Origin of the sequence: Mesonia sp. K7, assembly GCF_003233725.1 — a bacterium.
Classification (GTDB): Bacteria; Bacteroidota; Bacteroidia; order Flavobacteriales; family Flavobacteriaceae; genus Mesonia.
The window spans coordinates 141,980-160,177 of record NZ_QKQV01000002.1 but is presented as its reverse complement, the minus strand read 5'-3'; the positions used below and the strand labels follow the sequence as shown (position 1 = coordinate 160,177).

Genomic DNA, 18,198 nt, shown 5'->3' with positions numbered 1-18,198 from the left:
AAACGATACATTTAATATTCAAACAACTTTCCTTATTTTTGAAATAATTATAAATACCCATTATGAGTTATTTTAAAAGTCCGCCGTTTTATATCACACTAGTGATTATGGTTTTTGTAAGTATTATGTATTTTACTTTCAAAGACAAATACGTCGTCGATTATGACAATCCTTCTAAAATAGAAATTGCTAATAAGTGGACATTACCTTCCAGTTTAGACGAAATTTCAGGAATTGCTTTTGTAGATAAAAATCATATGGCTTGTATACAAGACGAAGCTGGCGAAATTTTTATTTATAACCTAACTTCAGGTGAAGTGGTAAAAACAATCAAATTTGGCGATTACGAAGATTATGAGGGCATTGCCATTGTAGGGAAAGATGCTTTTGTAGCGCGAAGCGACGGAAAAATCTATGAAGTGAAGAACTTTATGGCAGATAATATTGAAATAAAAACTTACCAAACACCACTTACAAAAGAAGATGATTTAGAAGGCTTATGTTATGACAAAAATACCAATAGCCTTTGGTTGGCGTGTAAAGAAAGTCCGGATAGAGACAAATTATACAAACCTATCTATCGTTTTGATTTGGCGTCTAAAAAAATGATGGAAGAGCCAATTTATAAGCTAAAATTTGATGACCCTATTTTTAAAGATTTGAACGAATTGGGTAACGAAAAGACTTTTAGAACTTCAGAAATAGGCATTCACCCAAAAACGGGAGATATTTACATGGTAGATGGTGCGATTCCTAAATTGCTAATTCTCAACAAAAAGTGGGAAGCACAAAAACTCATTGTTTTTGATCCTGATGAGTTTGCTCAACCCGAAGGTATAGCTTTTGACGATGAGAACAAACTCTACATTTCTAACGAAGGAGAATGGAAAAATGCCAATATCTTAAAGGTAGAGATAGAAGAGGATAAGAAAAACGAACACTAATCTTTCTTTTTCTTAAGCCAAGAAAAAATACCTTTTTTCTTTTTCTTGTTTTCACTTTCGTGGAATTCTTTTTCTTTATTCTTTTTGCCAAAGAGACGCTTGAAGAAGCCGTCTTCTTTCTCAGAGGCGCAGGTTAAAATTTCTTTGACTTCTTCACTGGGTTCCTCAAATTTTGCTTGGGTAAGCTGACTGTAATCACTGTCGTTGTTTACTTTTTCCAAGAAATTGGCAAAAATAGGCAAAGCAGAATTAGCTCCTTGACCCATAGCTGTAGTTTTAAAACCAATTTCTTGATTGTCGTTACCAACCCAAGTAACCGTTACCAATTCGGGTAAAATACCTATAAACCAACCATCTTTGTTGTCTTGTGTAGTTCCTGTTTTTCCGGCAATATCGTTTGTAAAATGGTAACTGCTACGTAATCTTTTAGCGGTTCCATCATTTACAGTAGCTTTCATAAATTCTAACATGATTTGTCGGTTTTCTTCGGTAATAGCCTCATCAACAGTTTTTTGCTTACCGTATAAATCTTCGTAAGAAGCAATCGTATTCCCAAATTTGTCTTCAATTTTAGTGATAAAGAGTGGAGTAGAAGGCTTCCCTTCATTTACATAAGTAGTATAAGCTTTCGCTAAATCGATAGCGCGAAGGTTGGACGAACCTAAAGCAATTGAAGGCACTTTTTCAACTTTGCTGTCGATACCCATTTTTTCTGCTTGTTTCACCACATTGTCGATTCCTGTTTCGTATAAAACCTTTACCGCAATTGTATTGACGGAATGACTCAAGGCCTTCTCTAAATTATAATTGGTGTTAGGATCGTTCAGTCCGCCAGCATTTTTAGGCGTCCAGTTGTCAACATCGGTGTAAGTGACTTCGCCTACAGAAAAATAGGAGCAAGGATCCATGCCATTTTCTAAAGCCGCTGTGTAAACAATAGGTTTGAAGGTAGAACCTACTTGGCGTTTACTCAACGAAAGATGATCGTATTTAAAAAAAACATAGTCAATTCCGCCAACATATGCTCTAATCGCACCAGTTGTAGGCTCAATAGCTATAAAACCAGCATTTAAAAATTTGCTGTAATAGGCTAAACTATCGATGGTCGACATTTCTGCAATTGTATTTTCGCTCCATGAGAAAAGTTCTATTTCCTTTTTCTCTGATAAGCTATCTAGAATTTGCTTTTCGGTTAAACCTTGTTTTTTGAGTTTCTGGTAAATAGGTAACCGTGTTACCGCTCTTTTGATAATTGGGTTATTCTTTTTCCACGGATAGTTGCTACCATAGGATTTCTCGTATTGTGCTTGCAATTTTGTCATATGCAATTGCATCGCAGCTTCTGCATAACGCTGTAAGGTGTTATCGAGTGTTGTATAAACTTTAAGTCCGTCGTGATAAATATTGTAAGGCTCTCCGTTTGCTTTCGCGAAAGCTTTATTTTTGAGAATGCTGTCAAGTTGTTTTTTGACTTCTGTTCTAAAATAAGGTGCTAAACCCTGATTTGGCGCATAATACTGATAATCGAGTGCTAACTTTTGCTGCATTATTTTGTTAGCAGTTTCGCTATCTAGATAACCATAAGCCACCATTTGTTGCAAAACCACATCTCGACGTAATTGTGATCGTTCTGGATAAAGTCTAGGATTGTAACTGTGGTTTGCTTTGAGCGAACCTACAAGCGTTGCAGCTTCGGCAATGCTCAATTTTTGCGTAGAAGTATTAAAAAATTTTCTAGCGGCACTTTCAATTCCGTAGGTGTTGTCCGGAAAAGGGACTGTATTGAGGTAAAGTGTCAAGATATCTTGCTTAGGGTAGATTTCTTCAATACGTTTAGCAACAATGCTTTCACGGATTTTATTGACGACTATACTCATAAAGCCATAATCTTTTCTTCCATAAAGGTTTTTGGCCAATTGTAAAGTAATCGTGCTTCCGCCACCAGAAGACTTGTCAGACATCAGAATAGTTTTAAAGAAAACACGTAATAAACTCTTATTGTCGATACCATCATGTTCATAAAAACGAGCATCTTCAGTCGCAATCAGCGCATCAAGTAAATGTTTAGGGAATTGATTGTAAGTTATTGATTGTCTATCAAGTATGTAAAACTTACCGATTAGGTCACTATTTTTATCTAATACTTGTGTCGCTTGGCTTTGCTTAAGATTGGCTAAACTTTCTTTGGTAGGTATTTTTCCGAAAAGGCCAAAATAAATACTAGCATAAAAAAGCATAAATAGGGCAAAAATTACACCTATTGCTATGGTAAATCGCTTTAACCATTTAATGACCTTTTTCTTATCCATAGAGAAATTTTGAGTTTTCTGTCTACAAAAATCTAAAAGAAAATAGCTTAGCCCTAAAGTTTTAAGTTTTTTATGATTTTTTTAAAGTTTTCTATACGTACAGAAAGCGAAATGTTTTTTAATTTTAAGTAAAATAAAGACATTTCAGATGAATAAACTACATAACAAAACAGCATTAATTACAGGAGGAAGTAAGGGAATTGGTTACGGAATTGCCGAAGCTTTATTAAAAGAGGGTGTAAATGTAGCACTTACGAGTAGGCAACTTAAATCTGCCGAAGATGCAGCCAATCAATTGGCAGAAAAATACGGAAAAAAGAAAGTACTTCCGTTGAAAGCAGATGTTCGACTTTTGATAGATCAAACTGAAGCCGTAAAAAAGATAATTGAGAAATTCGGAAGTATCGATTATGTGATTGCTAATGCAGGCTTAGGGCATTTTAATAGTATTTATTCAATTTCCGAAAGCGAATGGCAAGAAACGATTGACACTAATTTAACAGGTGTTTTTTACACAGCTAAAGCGACTATTGAGGAACTTAAAAAAACGAAAGGCTATTTTATCAGTATTTCCAGTTTAGCGGGCACTAATTTTTTTGCGGGAGGTACCGCTTATAATGCAAGTAAATTTGGTCTAACCGGTTTTACGCAAGCCATGATGCTTGATGTAAGAAATGATGGTGTGAGTGTCTCAACCATTATGCCTGGTTCGGTTTCGACTCACTTTAATGGTAATGATCCTAATTTGAAGGAAGAAAATGAAGCATGGAAAATTCAAAAAGAAGATTTAGGAGAATTGGTTGTAGATATATTTAAGATGAACAAGCGAAGTCTGCCAAGCAAGATAGAAATAAGACCTTCGATGCCTCGACAGCATTAAAAAAGAAAAAGCGACTTTTAGTCGCTTTTTTATTTATCCTAAATATTTTTTTAAAATCTTATTTTTGGATTGATGTTTTAAACGTCTAATCCCTTTTTCTCTTATTTGACGCACTCTTTCTCGACTTAAATCAAAAGTGTCTCCAATTTCCTGTAAAGTCATTGCAGGTTGGTTTCCGATGCCATAGTTTAAACGAATAACATCGGCCTCACGTGTAGAAAGTGTATCTAATGCACGATTTAACTCAATGCTGAGGGAATCTAACATCAAGCTATCATCAGGATTTGGAGATTCACCAGAGCTTAACACGTCGTAAAGATTTGAGTCATTTTCCCCTTCCTTAAAAGGAGCATCCATAGAAAGGTGTCTTCCTGAGTTTTTCATTGCTGCTTTTACTTGGCTTACAGCCATATCAAGTTCTTTAGCGATTTCCTCTGCAGATGGCGGTCGCTGTAGACTTTGCTCTAGGTGCGAAAAGGTTTTGTTGATTTTATTAATCACTCCAATTTTATTCAGCGGTAAGCGAACAACTCTAGATTGCTCAGCAAGGGCTTGCAATATAGATTGTCGAATCCACCAAACAGCATAAGAAATAAATTTAAAACCTCTAGTTTCGTCAAAACGTTTGGCAGCTTTTACAAGACCAACATTTCCTTCGTTTATTAAATCGGGTAGGGTAAGTCCTTGATTTTGATATTGTTTAGCGACTGAAACCACAAACCTCAAATTGGCATTGGTCAACTTTTCTAAAGCTCTTTGATCTCCAGCTCTAATGCGCTGTGCTAACTCTACTTCTTCTTCGGCGGTGATGAGGTCAACTTTGCTAATGTCCTGTAAATATTTATCTAAAGATTTTGATTCTCTGTTGGTGACCTGTTTCGTGATTTTAAGCTGTCTCATGTATCTATTTATCGTATTGAATTTAACAAGTCATTATACGAAAAAAAAATGACTTTTCCAAATTTGTTGATTTTAAAGGGCTCAGCATTAAAAAAGTGCCTTACAAATGGCACTCTTCGGCTAACTCAAATAAAAAATTTTAAAAGCTAATAATCGCATTCGGCGTAGGGACCGCTCCAACTGGTGTCATTAAATTTTACTTTATCGACGACAAAATCTATTCTTGATGCATATTCTACATCTGTAAAATAATATGATTTTTTAGTTTCCCCTGATTTGATTGTCGAGCGATCACCACCAAAGCCGTTTTTTATGGTTACAGACATCGATATGTTTTGGTTGTAATTGTTTTTAAACTCGATATACCATTTTTTTGCTGTTTCTCCCTTTTTTACACGATAATTTAAATATTTAAAGCAGGAGGTAGTTTTCCATTCGCTCCAATCTGATTGTATGTTTTCGTAGGAAGAAATTCCATTTTCTTCCGCCTTTACCATATGAGTATATGGACTCATAAAGACAACACATAACAATAAAAAGAGAAATAATAAAATTCTATTTTCATTTGTTTTCATAATGACAAGATTTATAGATTTTTTAGTTTTTATAAAATTAGGTTAACCTACAAACAAAAAAAATACCCAGTACTGGGTATTTTTATATTTAATTTACTGATAATCTTATGTTTAAGTGGTGCTATCCAACTTTTAAGAGTGATTTTTTTGTATCGGTGATTTCCACAAGACCTTCACATATTAAATATTCGAAGAGAACCGATATACCTTCTTCGTCTAAATATTCTTTTAAATGTTCTTGCGAAAAAGCTTTTGCATTTAAAATAATATCAAAACAAGGTTTGATATAATCTGGAAATTTATGCTCTTGACCATTTGCTGACAGAATATATTCTTCGCCAATAATTTTAGCTGAAGTAATGATATTTTGTTTGAGCCTAAATACTGATTTTTCTATATCGAGCTTTTCTTCTAGCATATTGTCGATAAGCTCTAGTTGGTTGAGAACAAGATTAGATTGATTTTTAATGCGATCTGCTTTGACTCTTTCAATGTCCCGATTAATATTGATATCTTCTGTGGCTAACACTTCTAATATTTCATTTAACTTTTCTTCCATTTCCTTTTTAAGGTCTTCATGATTTAAAAAGCCAAAAGGCAAATACTTTCTCGATCCTTCTACATTTATAAGTTTGTCTTTGATAATAGAAACCATAAAGTTGTAGTATGTGGTACCAATAAGACCTAAAGTGATGTGTATAGAAGACTCATCTTTTGTTCTTGCATTATGCATCACACCCCTAGGAATATATAATAGTTCACCTTCTTTTAAGGTAAGTGTCTTTTTGAGTGTAGGATTAAGTTGCATCCCTTTCTCAAATTCTTCAATTCCTTTTAAAGGTAATTTTACAGGATCATCATAAATTTCCCATTCTTTGGTTCCATGAACTTGTAAAACAATTACGTCATGAGAATCGTAATGGGTGATAAAACCTTGCGAATTTTTAGGTGTACAGTAAATATTAGTTTGGTATTTGTGCGAGGTCTCTTTAGTAAGAGATTGGCACAACTCTTTAAGATCAAGTAGGTATTGGTGCAAGCCATTTACATTAATGGTAGCACCTTCGCTGTAATACTTGTATAGTTTCGACACTTGGATGTTACCCTCATTATCAGTGTAATCAGAATGTTTGAAATCATCATCCACTCCAACTAATTTAATGTTAGGATATTTTACTGACTGCTCATTTAAAAATAAATCTAATTTACCTCTACTGAGTAAAGAACTATAGTATTCTCTCCCTCTAGAGTCATTAGAGATGTGCAAGTATTTTTTTTCGAGGTAATTATCAATAAAATCTTCTTTGGTAATAGGGTGCAATAACCAATCTGTATTTTTCTCAGAAAATTTCATGTTGTTCTAAGTTTAACAACTATCACCGTAACGAGTAACATCATAGTCACTTCCGCTAGCTCTTGCAGGATCACCGTAACGAGTAGTGTCACTATCACAAGGTGTACAAGCACCCATTGCAGCTACTAAAGCAATTGCTCCAACTCCTTTTGCAATGGTTGAAGAATTTACATTAATCTTTTTCGATTTGATTTGACTTTTTTTCAGTGTTTTCATAATAATGATTTTATGATTAAATAGTTTACAATAAAACTAATCCTAAAAAGGCAAAAAAAAAATACCCAATAAAGGGTATTTTTATAAAATCTTTCTATCGAAATATTTAATTCTTTAAAGTAGGAAACCGCTGTGGATTTACTTCGTTAAAAATTGCATACACTGTTTCAAAAATATCATCTACTGATGGTTTTGAAAAATAATCTCCGTCGGTTCCGTAAGCTGGTCTGTGTGCTTTAGCCGTTAAAGTTTGCGGCTGACTGTCTAAATGTTTATAGGCTTGTTGCTCTTCTACTACTTTTTGTAGAATATAAGAAGAAGCACCTCCAGGAACATCTTCATCGATCACCAATAGACGATTGGTTTTAGCTACACTTTTTACGATATCATGATTTAAGTCGAATGGTAATAGCGACTGTATATCAATAATTTCAGCATTAATACCTACTTCCAGCAATTCTTTGGCGGCTTGTTCTACCAATCGTAGGGTAGAGCCATAAGAAACCAAGGTTATGTCTTCACCTTCTTTAATGGTTTCAACCACACCGACAGGAGTTCTGAATTCACCTAAATTACTAGGCATTTTCTCTTTTAGACGGTAACCATTAAGGCACTCTACAATCAAACCTGGTTCGTCACTTTCTAACAAAGTATTGTAAAAACCTGCGGCCTTGGTCATGTTGCGAGGTACAAGTACATGCATTCCTCTTACCAAATTGATAATTCCGCCCATGGGCGAACCACTATGCCAAATTCCTTCTAGACGATGTCCTCTAGTACGTACAATCAGTGGGTTTTTTTGCATTCCTTTGGTACGGTAATGTGTACATGCTAAATCATCACTAATGATTTGCAATGCGTATAAAATATAATCTAAATACTGAATTTCAGCAATCGGACGTAAACCACGAAGCGACATTCCGATACCTTGACCAAGAATGGTAGCTTCTCTAATTCCAGCGTCAGCGACACGTAATTCACCATATTTATCTTGTAAGCCTTCAAGACCTTGGTTCACATCACCAATGTTTCCAGTATCTTCTCCAAAAATGAGGGTTTCTGGTCTGGTTTCGAAAATTTTATCAAAATTATCACGTAAAACGACTCGTGCATCTACTTCTTCGGCATTATCATCGTAGGTTGGTTTTACTTCGCTAATGTTTACTGCCGCCCATTCGCTTTGGCTGTGTAAGTGACTGCTGTAATCGGGTTGTGTTTTTTCTACGAAAGTATTAATCCAATTGATGAGCGCTGTTTTTGAACTTAAGCTTTCTTCACGTACGTAACGCAAACTTTTTCTAGCAGCGCTCAACACTTGATGTTTTTCTGGAGTTGATAAGCTCTCTAATTCTGCTTTAAGCGTATTGATAAAGTTGGCATTTTTACTTTCGGACGCCAAATTTTCTAACAACGAAATTACTTCTTTTTGAGCTGTTTTTGGTATTAGGTTTACGGCTTCCCAAGCTGCTTTTTTGCCCTCACGAACTATCTTTTTACATTCTTTTTCCAATTCGCTAAGTTCTTCTTCGGTGGCGATATTATTTTCGACCATCCATAGGCGCATTTGTAGGTTACAGTCGTATTCTCTTTCCCAAGCCAATCTTTCTTCACTTTTGTAACGCTCGTGCGAACCAGAAGTTGAGTGACCTTGTGGTTGTGTAAGTTCATAAACGTGAATAAGCACCGGAACATGTTGCTCACGCGAAATATCACTAGCTTTTTGATAGGCTTCTACCAATTCTGCATAATTCCAGCCACACACTTTGATGATTTCGTAACCATCGTTTTCTTCATCACGTTGGAAACCTTTTAAGATTTCCGAAATATTTTCTTTTGTAGTTTGGTATTTTGCAGGAACTGAAATTCCATAAGCATCGTCCCAAACACTAACCACCATCGGTACTTGCATGACACCTGCGGCATTTATGGTTTCCCAAAACAAACCTTCACTGGTACTCGCATTCCCAATAGTTCCCCAGGCAATTTCGTTACCTTTATTCGAGAACTTTTCCGCGCCAGCAATGTCTACGTGACGGTAAATTTTTGAAGCTTGCGCTAAACCTAACAGTCGAGGCATTTGTCCTGCTGTTGGCGAAATATCGGCACTTGAGTTGGGTTGCTCGGCGAGGTTTTTCCAACTTCCATCAGGGTTTAAACTGTGTGTGCCAAAGTGACCACCCATTTGTCTCCCGGCAGCCATTGGTTCTTGTGCTAAGTCGGTGTTGCCGTAAAGACCGGCAAAAAACTCTTGCACAGAAAGTAAGCCCAAAGCCATCATAAAAGTTTGGTCACGGTAATAACCTGATCTAAAATCACCATTCTGAAATGCTTTTGCCATCGCCAACTGAGGTACTTCTTTTCCGTCACCAAAAATTCCGAATTTGGCTTTTCCGGTTAATACTTCACGTCGACCAAGAAGACTACATTCTCTACTAATGACTGCAGTTTTGTAATCTTTGATTACTTCTTGCTTAAAATCTTCAAAAGACAAGTCGCTTGGGCTGATGGTTTTTTCTTTTTGCATTACGTAATGTTTATTTTTTGAATGCTGCGAAGATAGGAATTTTTAGGCTTTTTATCAATTGAAATTATTGAGGATATGTTTGCTGTTTTTGTTTTTTTAGGAAAAAACTACTCTTAATACCAACGCCTCGTAAACAATCTGATCAGGGTTTTGATGTCTAAAGATACAATAAAACGTATTTTCTGGTCGTAGTTATCTTCACTGGGCTCCCAGCCAAGGTTAGAATAAAGCGGGAAATAAATTTCAAAATAATCCTGTACTAGGTTGAGACGTATACCGCTATCGTATACAAAAGCAGCACTTTGGTTTTCGTTTTTTACTAAGCCAGCATCACCATAGAGCAAAATCCAATTCCAGATGGTGTAGCTTCCGTTAAGCGTGGTCATCCATTGGTTGGCAAAAGCGGGTTGTAGTTTCGACTTAAAACCACCTTCTGCTTCTATAAACTGTTGACTGAAAAGTCCAGTATCTTCGCTTCTTCCGTAATAATTATAATCGAATAAATAATCGGTGGGCCTATCGAGCGCAAAACTAAAGTAATCGGATTCTCGTGTGTCGTTTTTAAGAAAAGTTCCGGCGAAAAGCCTAAACTCTAACTGTCTACTATTCAAAAAAAGCTTCCGCCATTTGGTAGTGATCGATACCTTGCTAAAATCTTTATGCCATTGGTAGTCGAAACTCCCTGTAAAAAAGTTGTCGAAGTTTCTATCGCTATAACTATAACCAAGATTATGCACACTATAATCGGGTTCGTCTACAGGATTGGCAGCATCGCGATCCCGAAAAACATTTACACTCCTAAAGCCAATAGATTGTCTTTTATTGCTTCGTAAATTACGATCTCGAAAAGCAAAATTGATAAATGGCGTCACGCGGTGGTAATAGAGTTGTTCCGCGTAAGCGTTACGCGAAGCGCCAATTCCTGGGCGAATGGCAAACAAATGCTGGTTTTTATACTGAAAGGTATAATCTATAGAAGCAGAACCTGAAACTTCGTTACTTACAAACCCATATTTAGGAGAAACTTTATACTCAAATCTTCTAGCAAGTATGGTTTTGTTATAAAGTTTTGGGCCTATTTTAAAACCGTCGTACAAGTTATAATCAAACTCAGGAATAATAAAAAACTGTGTGTAATAAGGATCTTCGGCATCGACCAACAAACGCATCTGAAAAGGTTTATTTAGCAGTGTAGTTACCCGATAATAATTGTCACGTTGATTGAATTCTGGAGCAATACCTTCGTAATTTACGGCTACTTTTTGTGTATTTTCTTTAGGTAAAGTGATGATTTGTTCACCTACAAAAGGAGGAAGCCATTTTTTTGAAACTATGGCTTTGTCTTTAATGCCGTAAATAGGAATAGGCAGTTTGATGTTTTCTTTATTTTTAACTTTTATCACCAGCGAATCACCAACTTCCTCTACCTGAGTGATTTTATAGTCTATCCAATTGTTTTTAGCGAGGTATTCTTCAAAAAACCAATCAACATTTTTATTGGAATTTTGTTTTAGGATAGTTTCGAAAGACTTTGAAGTAATTCGTTTTAAGCGATTTTCTTGGTAAAAAGAAGCTAAACTTTTTTCCATCAATTGATTGTCTTCTAAATAATCTTCGAGGTAATAAAAACCGATGCCCGTTTTGTATGGGTTGGCAATATTCTGGTTGAATTTGATAAGCTTATCATAATCGGTTTCGATGGCCTGATCTAAATTGAGACGAGCCATATTCATAAAGAAAAAAGCATAACGATCGTTAAACTTAAAATCGGCGAGATGAAACCAACGTACACCAATCACTTCGCTAAATTTTCCTAACAGTTTTAAATCGGGGTAATGTTGCTCTACATAATCCATCATCAAATAGGTGAGTATGCCTTCCTTTACCCAATATTCTTCCCGATGGTTAATCACAATAGTTTGGTCTAGAAACTGATGCGTTAGGGTTTTGAGCAATTTCATATCGTACTGAAAACTTTCCGGAAACGGACTCAAAAAACTCGGCAATTGGTTCAGACCATAGACCGGGTTAGAAAGGTAATCGCGTTCACTTACCAATATCTTTTCTTGCGGATAATCGCCTAACTTATTTTCAAGGTAATTTACAATTCGTTTAATGAGAATTTCCTTCATTTCTGGTGCTGTTTTTTCATCAGAAATGTTGGTATGTACATTTATATGCGATGTTTCAGCAATCTGGAAACTTGGACTTTTTTCTAGATAAAGATTGGTGTGAATGATTTGTTTCCCTTCTAATTGGTATTGGTTGTTTAGTGAAGTTAATTGACTGCTAACGAGGTGTAAGTTAGAGCTTAATAAGAAGCTCGGTGGTACTTCTAGTTTTAGCTGAATATCATAAGGTTCAATAAAGATGTCATTAAGGTTTTTATTGCTGAAATATACCCATTTTTCGTCATCAACAACCGCAGGTAGAATCAACCAGTGTTGTAGCGCATAACCATTTTTGTGGTATCCGTAACGTGTAAATTTATCGTCAGGAATTTTAATTTGATAAACAAAATCTATTGTTATTGTCTCATTGGGTTGCAAGCTTTTTTTTAGCTGTAGCGAAATAATATCAGGATGTTTAGGTGGTCTTTCCCAACTTACAGAATCACCGTGCGCTAAAATCTTTGAGATATTCGTGTAACCTCGTTCGTGGTCTTTAGCATAATGAAAATTACGTTGGTAATCTTCTGCAAAACGATCGGCAAGAGGAGTGGAGTTGTTTTTGAAAGCGTTTGCCCAATCGTAGAAATAAAGTTCTTCGAGAGCTATATTACTGTTGTTGGTATAATTTATTTGTTGAGAAATAAATAATGTCTTTTTTTCATTATCTAAACGAGCATTAACAACAACAGCAGTTTGGGCAAAACTATATTTGCACCCTAAAATAACCAGCAACCAACAGCAGATAATTCTCAATAGAAAAGATGATTAGAAGTTCGGACTCAAGTTGAACTGGTTATAGAACTCGTCTAAAATTTCAATAACTTCATCTTCGGTATCTACAATTTGTATGAGGTTAACATCTTCTGGGCTGATGTTGTAGAATCGTTCCAGCAACGTATCTTTTATCCAATCGAATAAACCACTCCAGAACTCACTACCTACCAAAATAATCGGAAATTTATCTATTTTATGAGTTTGAATAAGGGTAATTGCTTCAAAAAGTTCGTCGAGTGTACCAAAACCACCAGGCATCACAACAAAACCTTGTGAGTATTTTACAAACATCACCTTGCGCACAAAGAAATAATCGAAATCTAAACTCTTATCAGGGTCGATATACGGGTTATCGTGTTGTTCAAACGGTAAATCGATATTTAAGCCTACTGAAGTTCCGCCACCAAGATGAGCTCCTTTATTACCAGCTTCCATAATTCCTGGACCTCCACCGGTAATGACTCCGTACCCATGATCGACAATTTTCTGAGCAATTTTCACTGCTAAATCATAATATTTATTGTCGGGTTTTGTTCTTGCCGATCCAAAAATCGAAACACAGGGTCCAATCTGGCTCATTCGTTCATAACCGTTGACGAACTCGCTCATGATTTTAAAAAGTGCCCAACTATCATTGGTTTTTATTTCATTCCAACTTTTATTACGTTGGTCTTTTCTTCTAATGCTCATTCTTTCAATATTATTTCGGTTAATTTAATTCTTTCTTTAAAAACTTAGCCGTATAGCTTTTTTTATTTTTAATTATTTCTTCAGGCGTTCCTTTGGCAATTACTTTTCCGCCACCTTTTCCGCCTTCAGGTCCAATGTCTATCAAATAATCAGCCAGTTTAATGACATCAAGGTTGTGTTCGATAATCAAAACCGTATTGCCTTTATTCACGAGTTTATCCAATACATTCATCAACACCCGAATATCTTCAAAATGCAAGCCAGTTGTAGGTTCGTCGAGAATATAAAAAGTGTTACCAGTATCTCTTTTAGACAATTCTGTTGATAGTTTAATACGTTGTGCTTCACCGCCCGAAAGTGTGGTGCTTTGTTGTCCTAAAGTAATGTACCCTAAGCCAACTTCTTTGATCACTTTTAACTTACGATAAATTTTAGGAATGGGTTCAAAAAAATCGGTTGCTTCGTCAATGGTCATTTCCAGCACATCGTTGATGGATTTTCCTTTGTAGCGAATTTCTAGGGTTTCGCGGTTAAAGCGTTTTCCTTGGCAAGTTTCACATTCTACATAGACATCAGGCAGAAAGTTCATTTCGATAACACGTAAGCCGCCACCGCTACAAGTTTCGCAGCGACCACCTTTGACATTAAAACTAAATCTACCTGGTTTGTAACCCCGAATTTGTGCTTCGGGAGTTTTAGCAAATAAGCTTCTAATTTCCGAAAAAACACCGGTATATGTTGCTGGATTAGAGCGTGGCGTTCGCCCAATAGGCGATTGGTTGATTTCGATTACTTTATCGATATGTTCTAATCCTTCTATTTTTTTATAGGGTTGTGGTACTTTCACGCCATTAAAAAAATGGGCATTGAGAATAGGGTAGAGTGTTTCGTTAATTAGAGTAGATTTTCCGCTACCGGAAACTCCTGTGACCAAAATAAGCTTTCCTAAAGGGAATTCTACACTTACATTTTTGAGGTTGTTTCCTGTTGCTCCACTTAGTTTAAGCGTTTTTCCGTTACCCATACGTCTCTCTTTGGGAACTTCAATTTCTTTTTTTCCGCTAAGGTAATCTGCGGTAATGGTATCATCTTTTAAAATCTCTTTAGGCGTACCTTGACTAATGATTTTTCCACCATGTTTTCCTGCTTTTGGGCCGATATCAATCACATAATCGGCATTTTCTATCATGTCTTTGTCGTGCTCGACCACAATTACCGAATTACCTACATCACGTAGAGAAACTAATGAATTGATTAATTTTTCGTTATCTCGCTGATGCAAACCAATACTAGGTTCGTCCAGAATATATAATACGCCTACCAGTTGCGAACCTATTTGTGTGGCCAAACGAATGCGTTGGGCCTCACCACCCGAAAGCGATTTTGAGCTACGATTGAGCGAAAGGTAAGTGAGTCCCACATCGACCAAAAACTGCAAACGCGCATTGATTTCTTTTAAGATTTCTTCGGCAATGGTAAATTGGTTTTTGCTAAGTTTTTTTGGTAAATCTTTAAACCAATCAGCTAATTCTTCAATATCTTTATTTGCTAGTTCTGCGATATTTTTTTCGTTGATTTTAAAATACAGCGATGATTTTTTGAGTCGAGTACCTTCACAAGTGGGGCAATCGGTTTTATCCATATAATTTTTTGCCCAACGACGTAAACTTGAGGAATCGTTGTTGTGAAAAGTACTTTCGATAAACGGAACAATGCCTTCGTAATCGATTTTATAATCACGGGTGATTCCCAAATCTTTAGAAGAAACCTCAAACTTTTCTTTTCCTCCGTAAAGGATAATATCTAAAGCTTCTTGCGGAATTTTTTTAATAGGGTCTGATAAACTAAAATCATAGCGTTTGGCAATGATTTCCAATTGCTTGAATGCCCAATTGTTTTTTTGTGGTCCATTGGGTTCTAAACCGCCAGCTTTAATAGATTTATTCTCGTCGGGAATTACTTTATGGATGTTTACTTGACGGATTGTGCCTAAACCGTTACAAGTATCACAAGCTCCTTTGGGTGAATTGAACGAAAAATTATTAGGCTCTGGGTTAGGATAGGAAATGCCGGTATCTGGACACATCAAATTACGACTAAAATAACGTCCTTCGGTTTTATCTTTTTCGATGACCATCAAGACATCATTACCTTCTTGCATCGCGACTAAAATACTATTCATCAAGCGTTTTCCATCGGTATCCTTATTTATTTTCAGTCGGTCGATAACCACTTCGATATCGTGTGTTTTGTAACGATCAAGCTTCATGCCTTTTTCGATATCTACAATCTCACCATCTACACGCACTTTTACATAACCTTGTTTGGCGATTTGTTCGAACAATTCGCGGTAATGCCCTTTTCTAGACCGAATTTTTGGAGCGAGAATACTAATGGCTCTTCCATCAAAGTCTTGCAAAATCAAATCTTTAATTTGCTCATCACTATAACTTACCATTTTTTTACCGGTATTATAGCTGTAGGCGTCGCTGGCACGAGCAAAAAGCAACCGAAGGAAATCGTAGATTTCAGTAATGGTGCCAACTGTACTTCGCGGGTTTTTACTAGTGGTTTTTTGTTCGATAGCAATTACAGGGGAAAGTCCATCGATTTTATCGACATCTGGGCGTTCGAGTCCACCTAGAAACTGTCGTGCATACGCCGAAAATGTTTCGATATACCGTCGTTGTCCTTCGGCATAAATGGTGTCGAAAGCCAAAGAAGATTTTCCCGAGCCTGAAAGTCCGGTGATAACGACCAATTTTTCCCGAGGTATTTTGATGTTGATGTTCTGGAGGTTGTGTTCGCGCGCTCCGTAAACTTCGATAAATTCTTCCAAATTGAAAACTTTAGGCAAACCGCAAATTTACATATTTGCTTGGTACATAGAAAACTTGGTTAAAAAAGTTTTGATGGTAAATTTAGAAAACAGGTATATTGTTTTTTGTAAATTTTATTTCTTACGCGTATAAACGATTTCCATAGTTTTTAACTCTTGACCTTCTTGGATCATAAACATTTCAAACTTATGTTTGTCTTTAGATAGGTAAGTCATTACTTCTTTCACTTGGATATCTTTACCAGTCATAGGGTCAACCATCGTTCCAGTCATAATTAATTGCTTGGTTTCTTTGTTATAATCACCTTCTAGTATAAGAACGCCTGTTCCCATATTGTCTATCCAGGTAGCGATATATTTTTTCTTAGCATTATCAAAAGCGGTAATGCTCTGACCCTCAAAAGGCATTCCACCCATATCGCCTTTGTGAATGGATTGTTGGTACCTTCCACCCATAATCATTTTGTTGGTCGTCGTAGCTTTTGAAATTGTTGGTGGAGCAGCGGGATCCATCCACATCTTTACTTCGGCATCCCAATTTCCGTCAAGTGTTGCCAACCATTGGTGTGCATCACCTGGCGTCATATAAGCTTGCCAAGCCATCATTTCTTCTTGAGTTTGCGCAAGCATGCTATTCAATCCGAAAATAGCAAGGGCTGTAATAAGTAATTTTTTCATGCTTTATAATTTTTTGTTATGCGTTTTCTTTTAATCTTCATTCATCGATCCATCGGGATTGACCAGTTCACTATTTTTCTTTTTCTTATGCTTATCTTCTTGTTTTTTACCTCCTTCCATGATGATTTCATCTTCAGTGTGCATATCAAAGCGGTAGGAGAGACCTAAAGCCACTTGCCATTTTCTAGGGGTATCTTTAAAATTATACAAACCAGAAACATCTATTTGGAAATCTTTAGTAAACAAATAAGCTGCTCCAGCTCTAGCAATATCGTCTGCATACAAATCACTTTTTATGGCTTGATATTCTGCAAAAACAGAAAAATAACCATTTACGGAATGTGTCATGGTAAAAATACCCGCATAAGTAGGGTATTCTTCGGTCATCTTGTCGCCAATAAAGTTCATTACAAAAACCCAACGTCCCCAGTTGTTTTGGGTGATAATGGCAGCTCTCGGGCTTATACTTTTATCTGTATCATATTTATAAGGATTTTCACCAAAGAGAAGATTTGCACCAGCGTAAACCGAGACAGCAGGAATCAAATCACGCCATTTAAAACGGTGATTGGCATGCCAACTAATGATGTTTGGTTTTTCAAAAACCCTATTTTTATAGGGATCATATAATAAATATTTTCCGCCAAGGGTATTGCTTTCAAAATTTACCTCTTTTAGCTCTTCTGTTTCTCCGCCAGCTTCCCACATATGATTAGAAGTCAGGTGTGAACCAATCAAACTTATCTCTAACTGCTCTATTTTTAAACCATAACGCACTTGGTAATCAATACCAAACAGATCGGTCTCTATGCCTGTTAGTTCGTGATCGTCTTGACCCATTCTAGCTCCGGCTTCAAACTGTAATACATTATATCCTACGGCAAATGCGCCTTGGGAGTTTCCAGGGCGGTTCGAATTAATGGTTTCGGTATATTGACTATAACTTAAAGCGGAAAAAAATAAGAAAGGGATAAAAAATAAAGGTTTCATAGCTAAGTTGTTTCTCTCAAATATAGAGATTTTTATGATTTTTCATACTTTTAGCCATAATTTAAATAAAGAAAAATTTCTATCATGCAATACGCCTCATTTGCTGGATTTATAAAAACCGTACTCATTATATTATTGGTCTATTTCGGATTAAAATTCCTATTTAGGCTTTTAAAACCTTATATTTTAAAGTTTGTCATGAAACAAGTGAACCAAAAAATGGGAGAACGATTTCAGCAACAAACAGGGTTTAATCCTTTTGAACAAAAAGAAACTCATTCCACGAAAGTGAACAAAGAAAACAAAAAAGAAAAAGTAGGAGAGTATATCGAATACGAAGAAATAGACTAACTT

The 18,198-nt window shown here is 36.1% G+C and carries 14 protein-coding genes; 3 read left to right on the top strand and 11 right to left on the bottom strand.

Annotated elements, in window-relative coordinates:
* Window positions 1-62: 62 nt before the first annotated feature.
* The gene (locus DNG35_RS02170; RefSeq protein WP_111126118.1) at window positions 63-944 is read left to right on the top strand and encodes an SdiA-regulated domain-containing protein; all 882 of its coding nucleotides are present in this window, start codon (window positions 63-65) and stop codon (window positions 942-944) included.
* On the opposite strand, the gene DNG35_RS02165 is transcribed toward DNG35_RS02170, so the two are convergent.
* Window positions 941-3,253 (bottom strand): transglycosylase domain-containing protein, encoded by a 2,313-nt coding sequence (locus tag DNG35_RS02165; RefSeq protein ID WP_111126117.1) that lies wholly within the window; start codon window positions 3,251-3,253, stop codon window positions 941-943. The genes DNG35_RS02170 and DNG35_RS02165 overlap by 4 nt on opposite strands.
* Before the next feature lie 148 nt (window positions 3,254-3,401).
* Between DNG35_RS02165 and DNG35_RS02160 the strand changes: the two genes are divergently transcribed.
* A complete protein-coding gene (locus DNG35_RS02160) occupies window positions 3,402-4,133 on the top strand; it encodes an SDR family oxidoreductase (RefSeq protein ID WP_111126116.1) in 732 nt (243 codons plus the stop codon).
* A 33-nt stretch (window positions 4,134-4,166) separates the two neighbouring features.
* On the opposite strand, the gene DNG35_RS02155 is transcribed toward DNG35_RS02160, so the two are convergent.
* The 10 genes from DNG35_RS02155 to DNG35_RS02110 all read right to left on the bottom strand — a co-directional run bounded on the left by DNG35_RS02155 (window position 4,167) and on the right by DNG35_RS02110 (window position 17,844).
* Window positions 4,167-5,033, bottom strand: a complete 867-nt coding sequence (locus tag DNG35_RS02155; RefSeq protein ID WP_111126115.1) for an RNA polymerase sigma factor RpoD/SigA — start codon at window positions 5,031-5,033, stop codon at window positions 4,167-4,169.
* Between the two features lie 146 nt (window positions 5,034-5,179).
* Window positions 5,180-5,608 (bottom strand): hypothetical protein, encoded by a 429-nt coding sequence (locus DNG35_RS02150; protein ID WP_146228821.1) that lies wholly within the window; start codon window positions 5,606-5,608, stop codon window positions 5,180-5,182.
* A 121-nt stretch (window positions 5,609-5,729) separates the two neighbouring features.
* Window positions 5,730-6,962, bottom strand: coding sequence for a cupin domain-containing protein (locus tag DNG35_RS02145; protein WP_111126113.1), 1,233 nt, complete (start codon window positions 6,960-6,962; stop codon window positions 5,730-5,732).
* A gap of 12 nt (window positions 6,963-6,974) precedes the next feature.
* Window positions 6,975-7,178 carry a hypothetical protein gene (locus tag DNG35_RS02140; protein ID WP_111126112.1) on the bottom strand — a complete coding sequence of 68 codons (204 nt, stop codon included), beginning with the start codon at window positions 7,176-7,178 and terminating at the stop codon, window positions 6,975-6,977.
* Window positions 7,179-7,284: 106 nt separating this feature from the next.
* Window positions 7,285-9,702 carry a thiamine pyrophosphate-dependent enzyme gene (locus DNG35_RS02135; RefSeq protein ID WP_111126111.1) on the bottom strand — a complete coding sequence of 806 codons (2,418 nt, stop codon included), beginning with the start codon at window positions 9,700-9,702 and terminating at the stop codon, window positions 7,285-7,287.
* A gap of 113 nt (window positions 9,703-9,815) precedes the next feature.
* Entirely contained in the window at window positions 9,816-12,605 is a 2,790-nt protein-coding gene (locus DNG35_RS02130; RefSeq protein ID WP_233494435.1) for a metalloprotease, read from the bottom strand.
* Window positions 12,606-12,638: 33 nt separating this feature from the next.
* Window positions 12,639-13,337 (bottom strand): TIGR00730 family Rossman fold protein, encoded by a 699-nt coding sequence (locus tag DNG35_RS02125; protein WP_111126109.1) that lies wholly within the window; start codon window positions 13,335-13,337, stop codon window positions 12,639-12,641.
* A gap of 19 nt (window positions 13,338-13,356) precedes the next feature.
* Window positions 13,357-16,176 (bottom strand): excinuclease ABC subunit UvrA, encoded by a 2,820-nt coding sequence (gene uvrA / locus DNG35_RS02120; protein WP_233494434.1) that lies wholly within the window; start codon window positions 16,174-16,176, stop codon window positions 13,357-13,359.
* 114 nt (window positions 16,177-16,290) lie between these two features.
* Complete coding sequence (locus tag DNG35_RS02115) at window positions 16,291-16,854, bottom strand: DUF1579 domain-containing protein (protein ID WP_111126107.1); 564 nt, start codon at window positions 16,852-16,854, stop codon at window positions 16,291-16,293.
* A gap of 30 nt (window positions 16,855-16,884) precedes the next feature.
* Window positions 16,885-17,844: a transporter gene (locus DNG35_RS02110; protein ID WP_111126106.1), complete on the bottom strand. Its 960-nt coding sequence runs from the start codon at window positions 17,842-17,844 to the stop codon at window positions 16,885-16,887.
* An 84-nt stretch (window positions 17,845-17,928) separates the two neighbouring features.
* On the opposite strand from DNG35_RS02110, the gene DNG35_RS02105 reads away from it, so the two are divergent.
* Window positions 17,929-18,195: a DUF4834 domain-containing protein gene (locus tag DNG35_RS02105; RefSeq protein ID WP_111126105.1), complete on the top strand. Its 267-nt coding sequence runs from the start codon at window positions 17,929-17,931 to the stop codon at window positions 18,193-18,195.
* Window positions 18,196-18,198 lie beyond the last annotated feature (3 nt).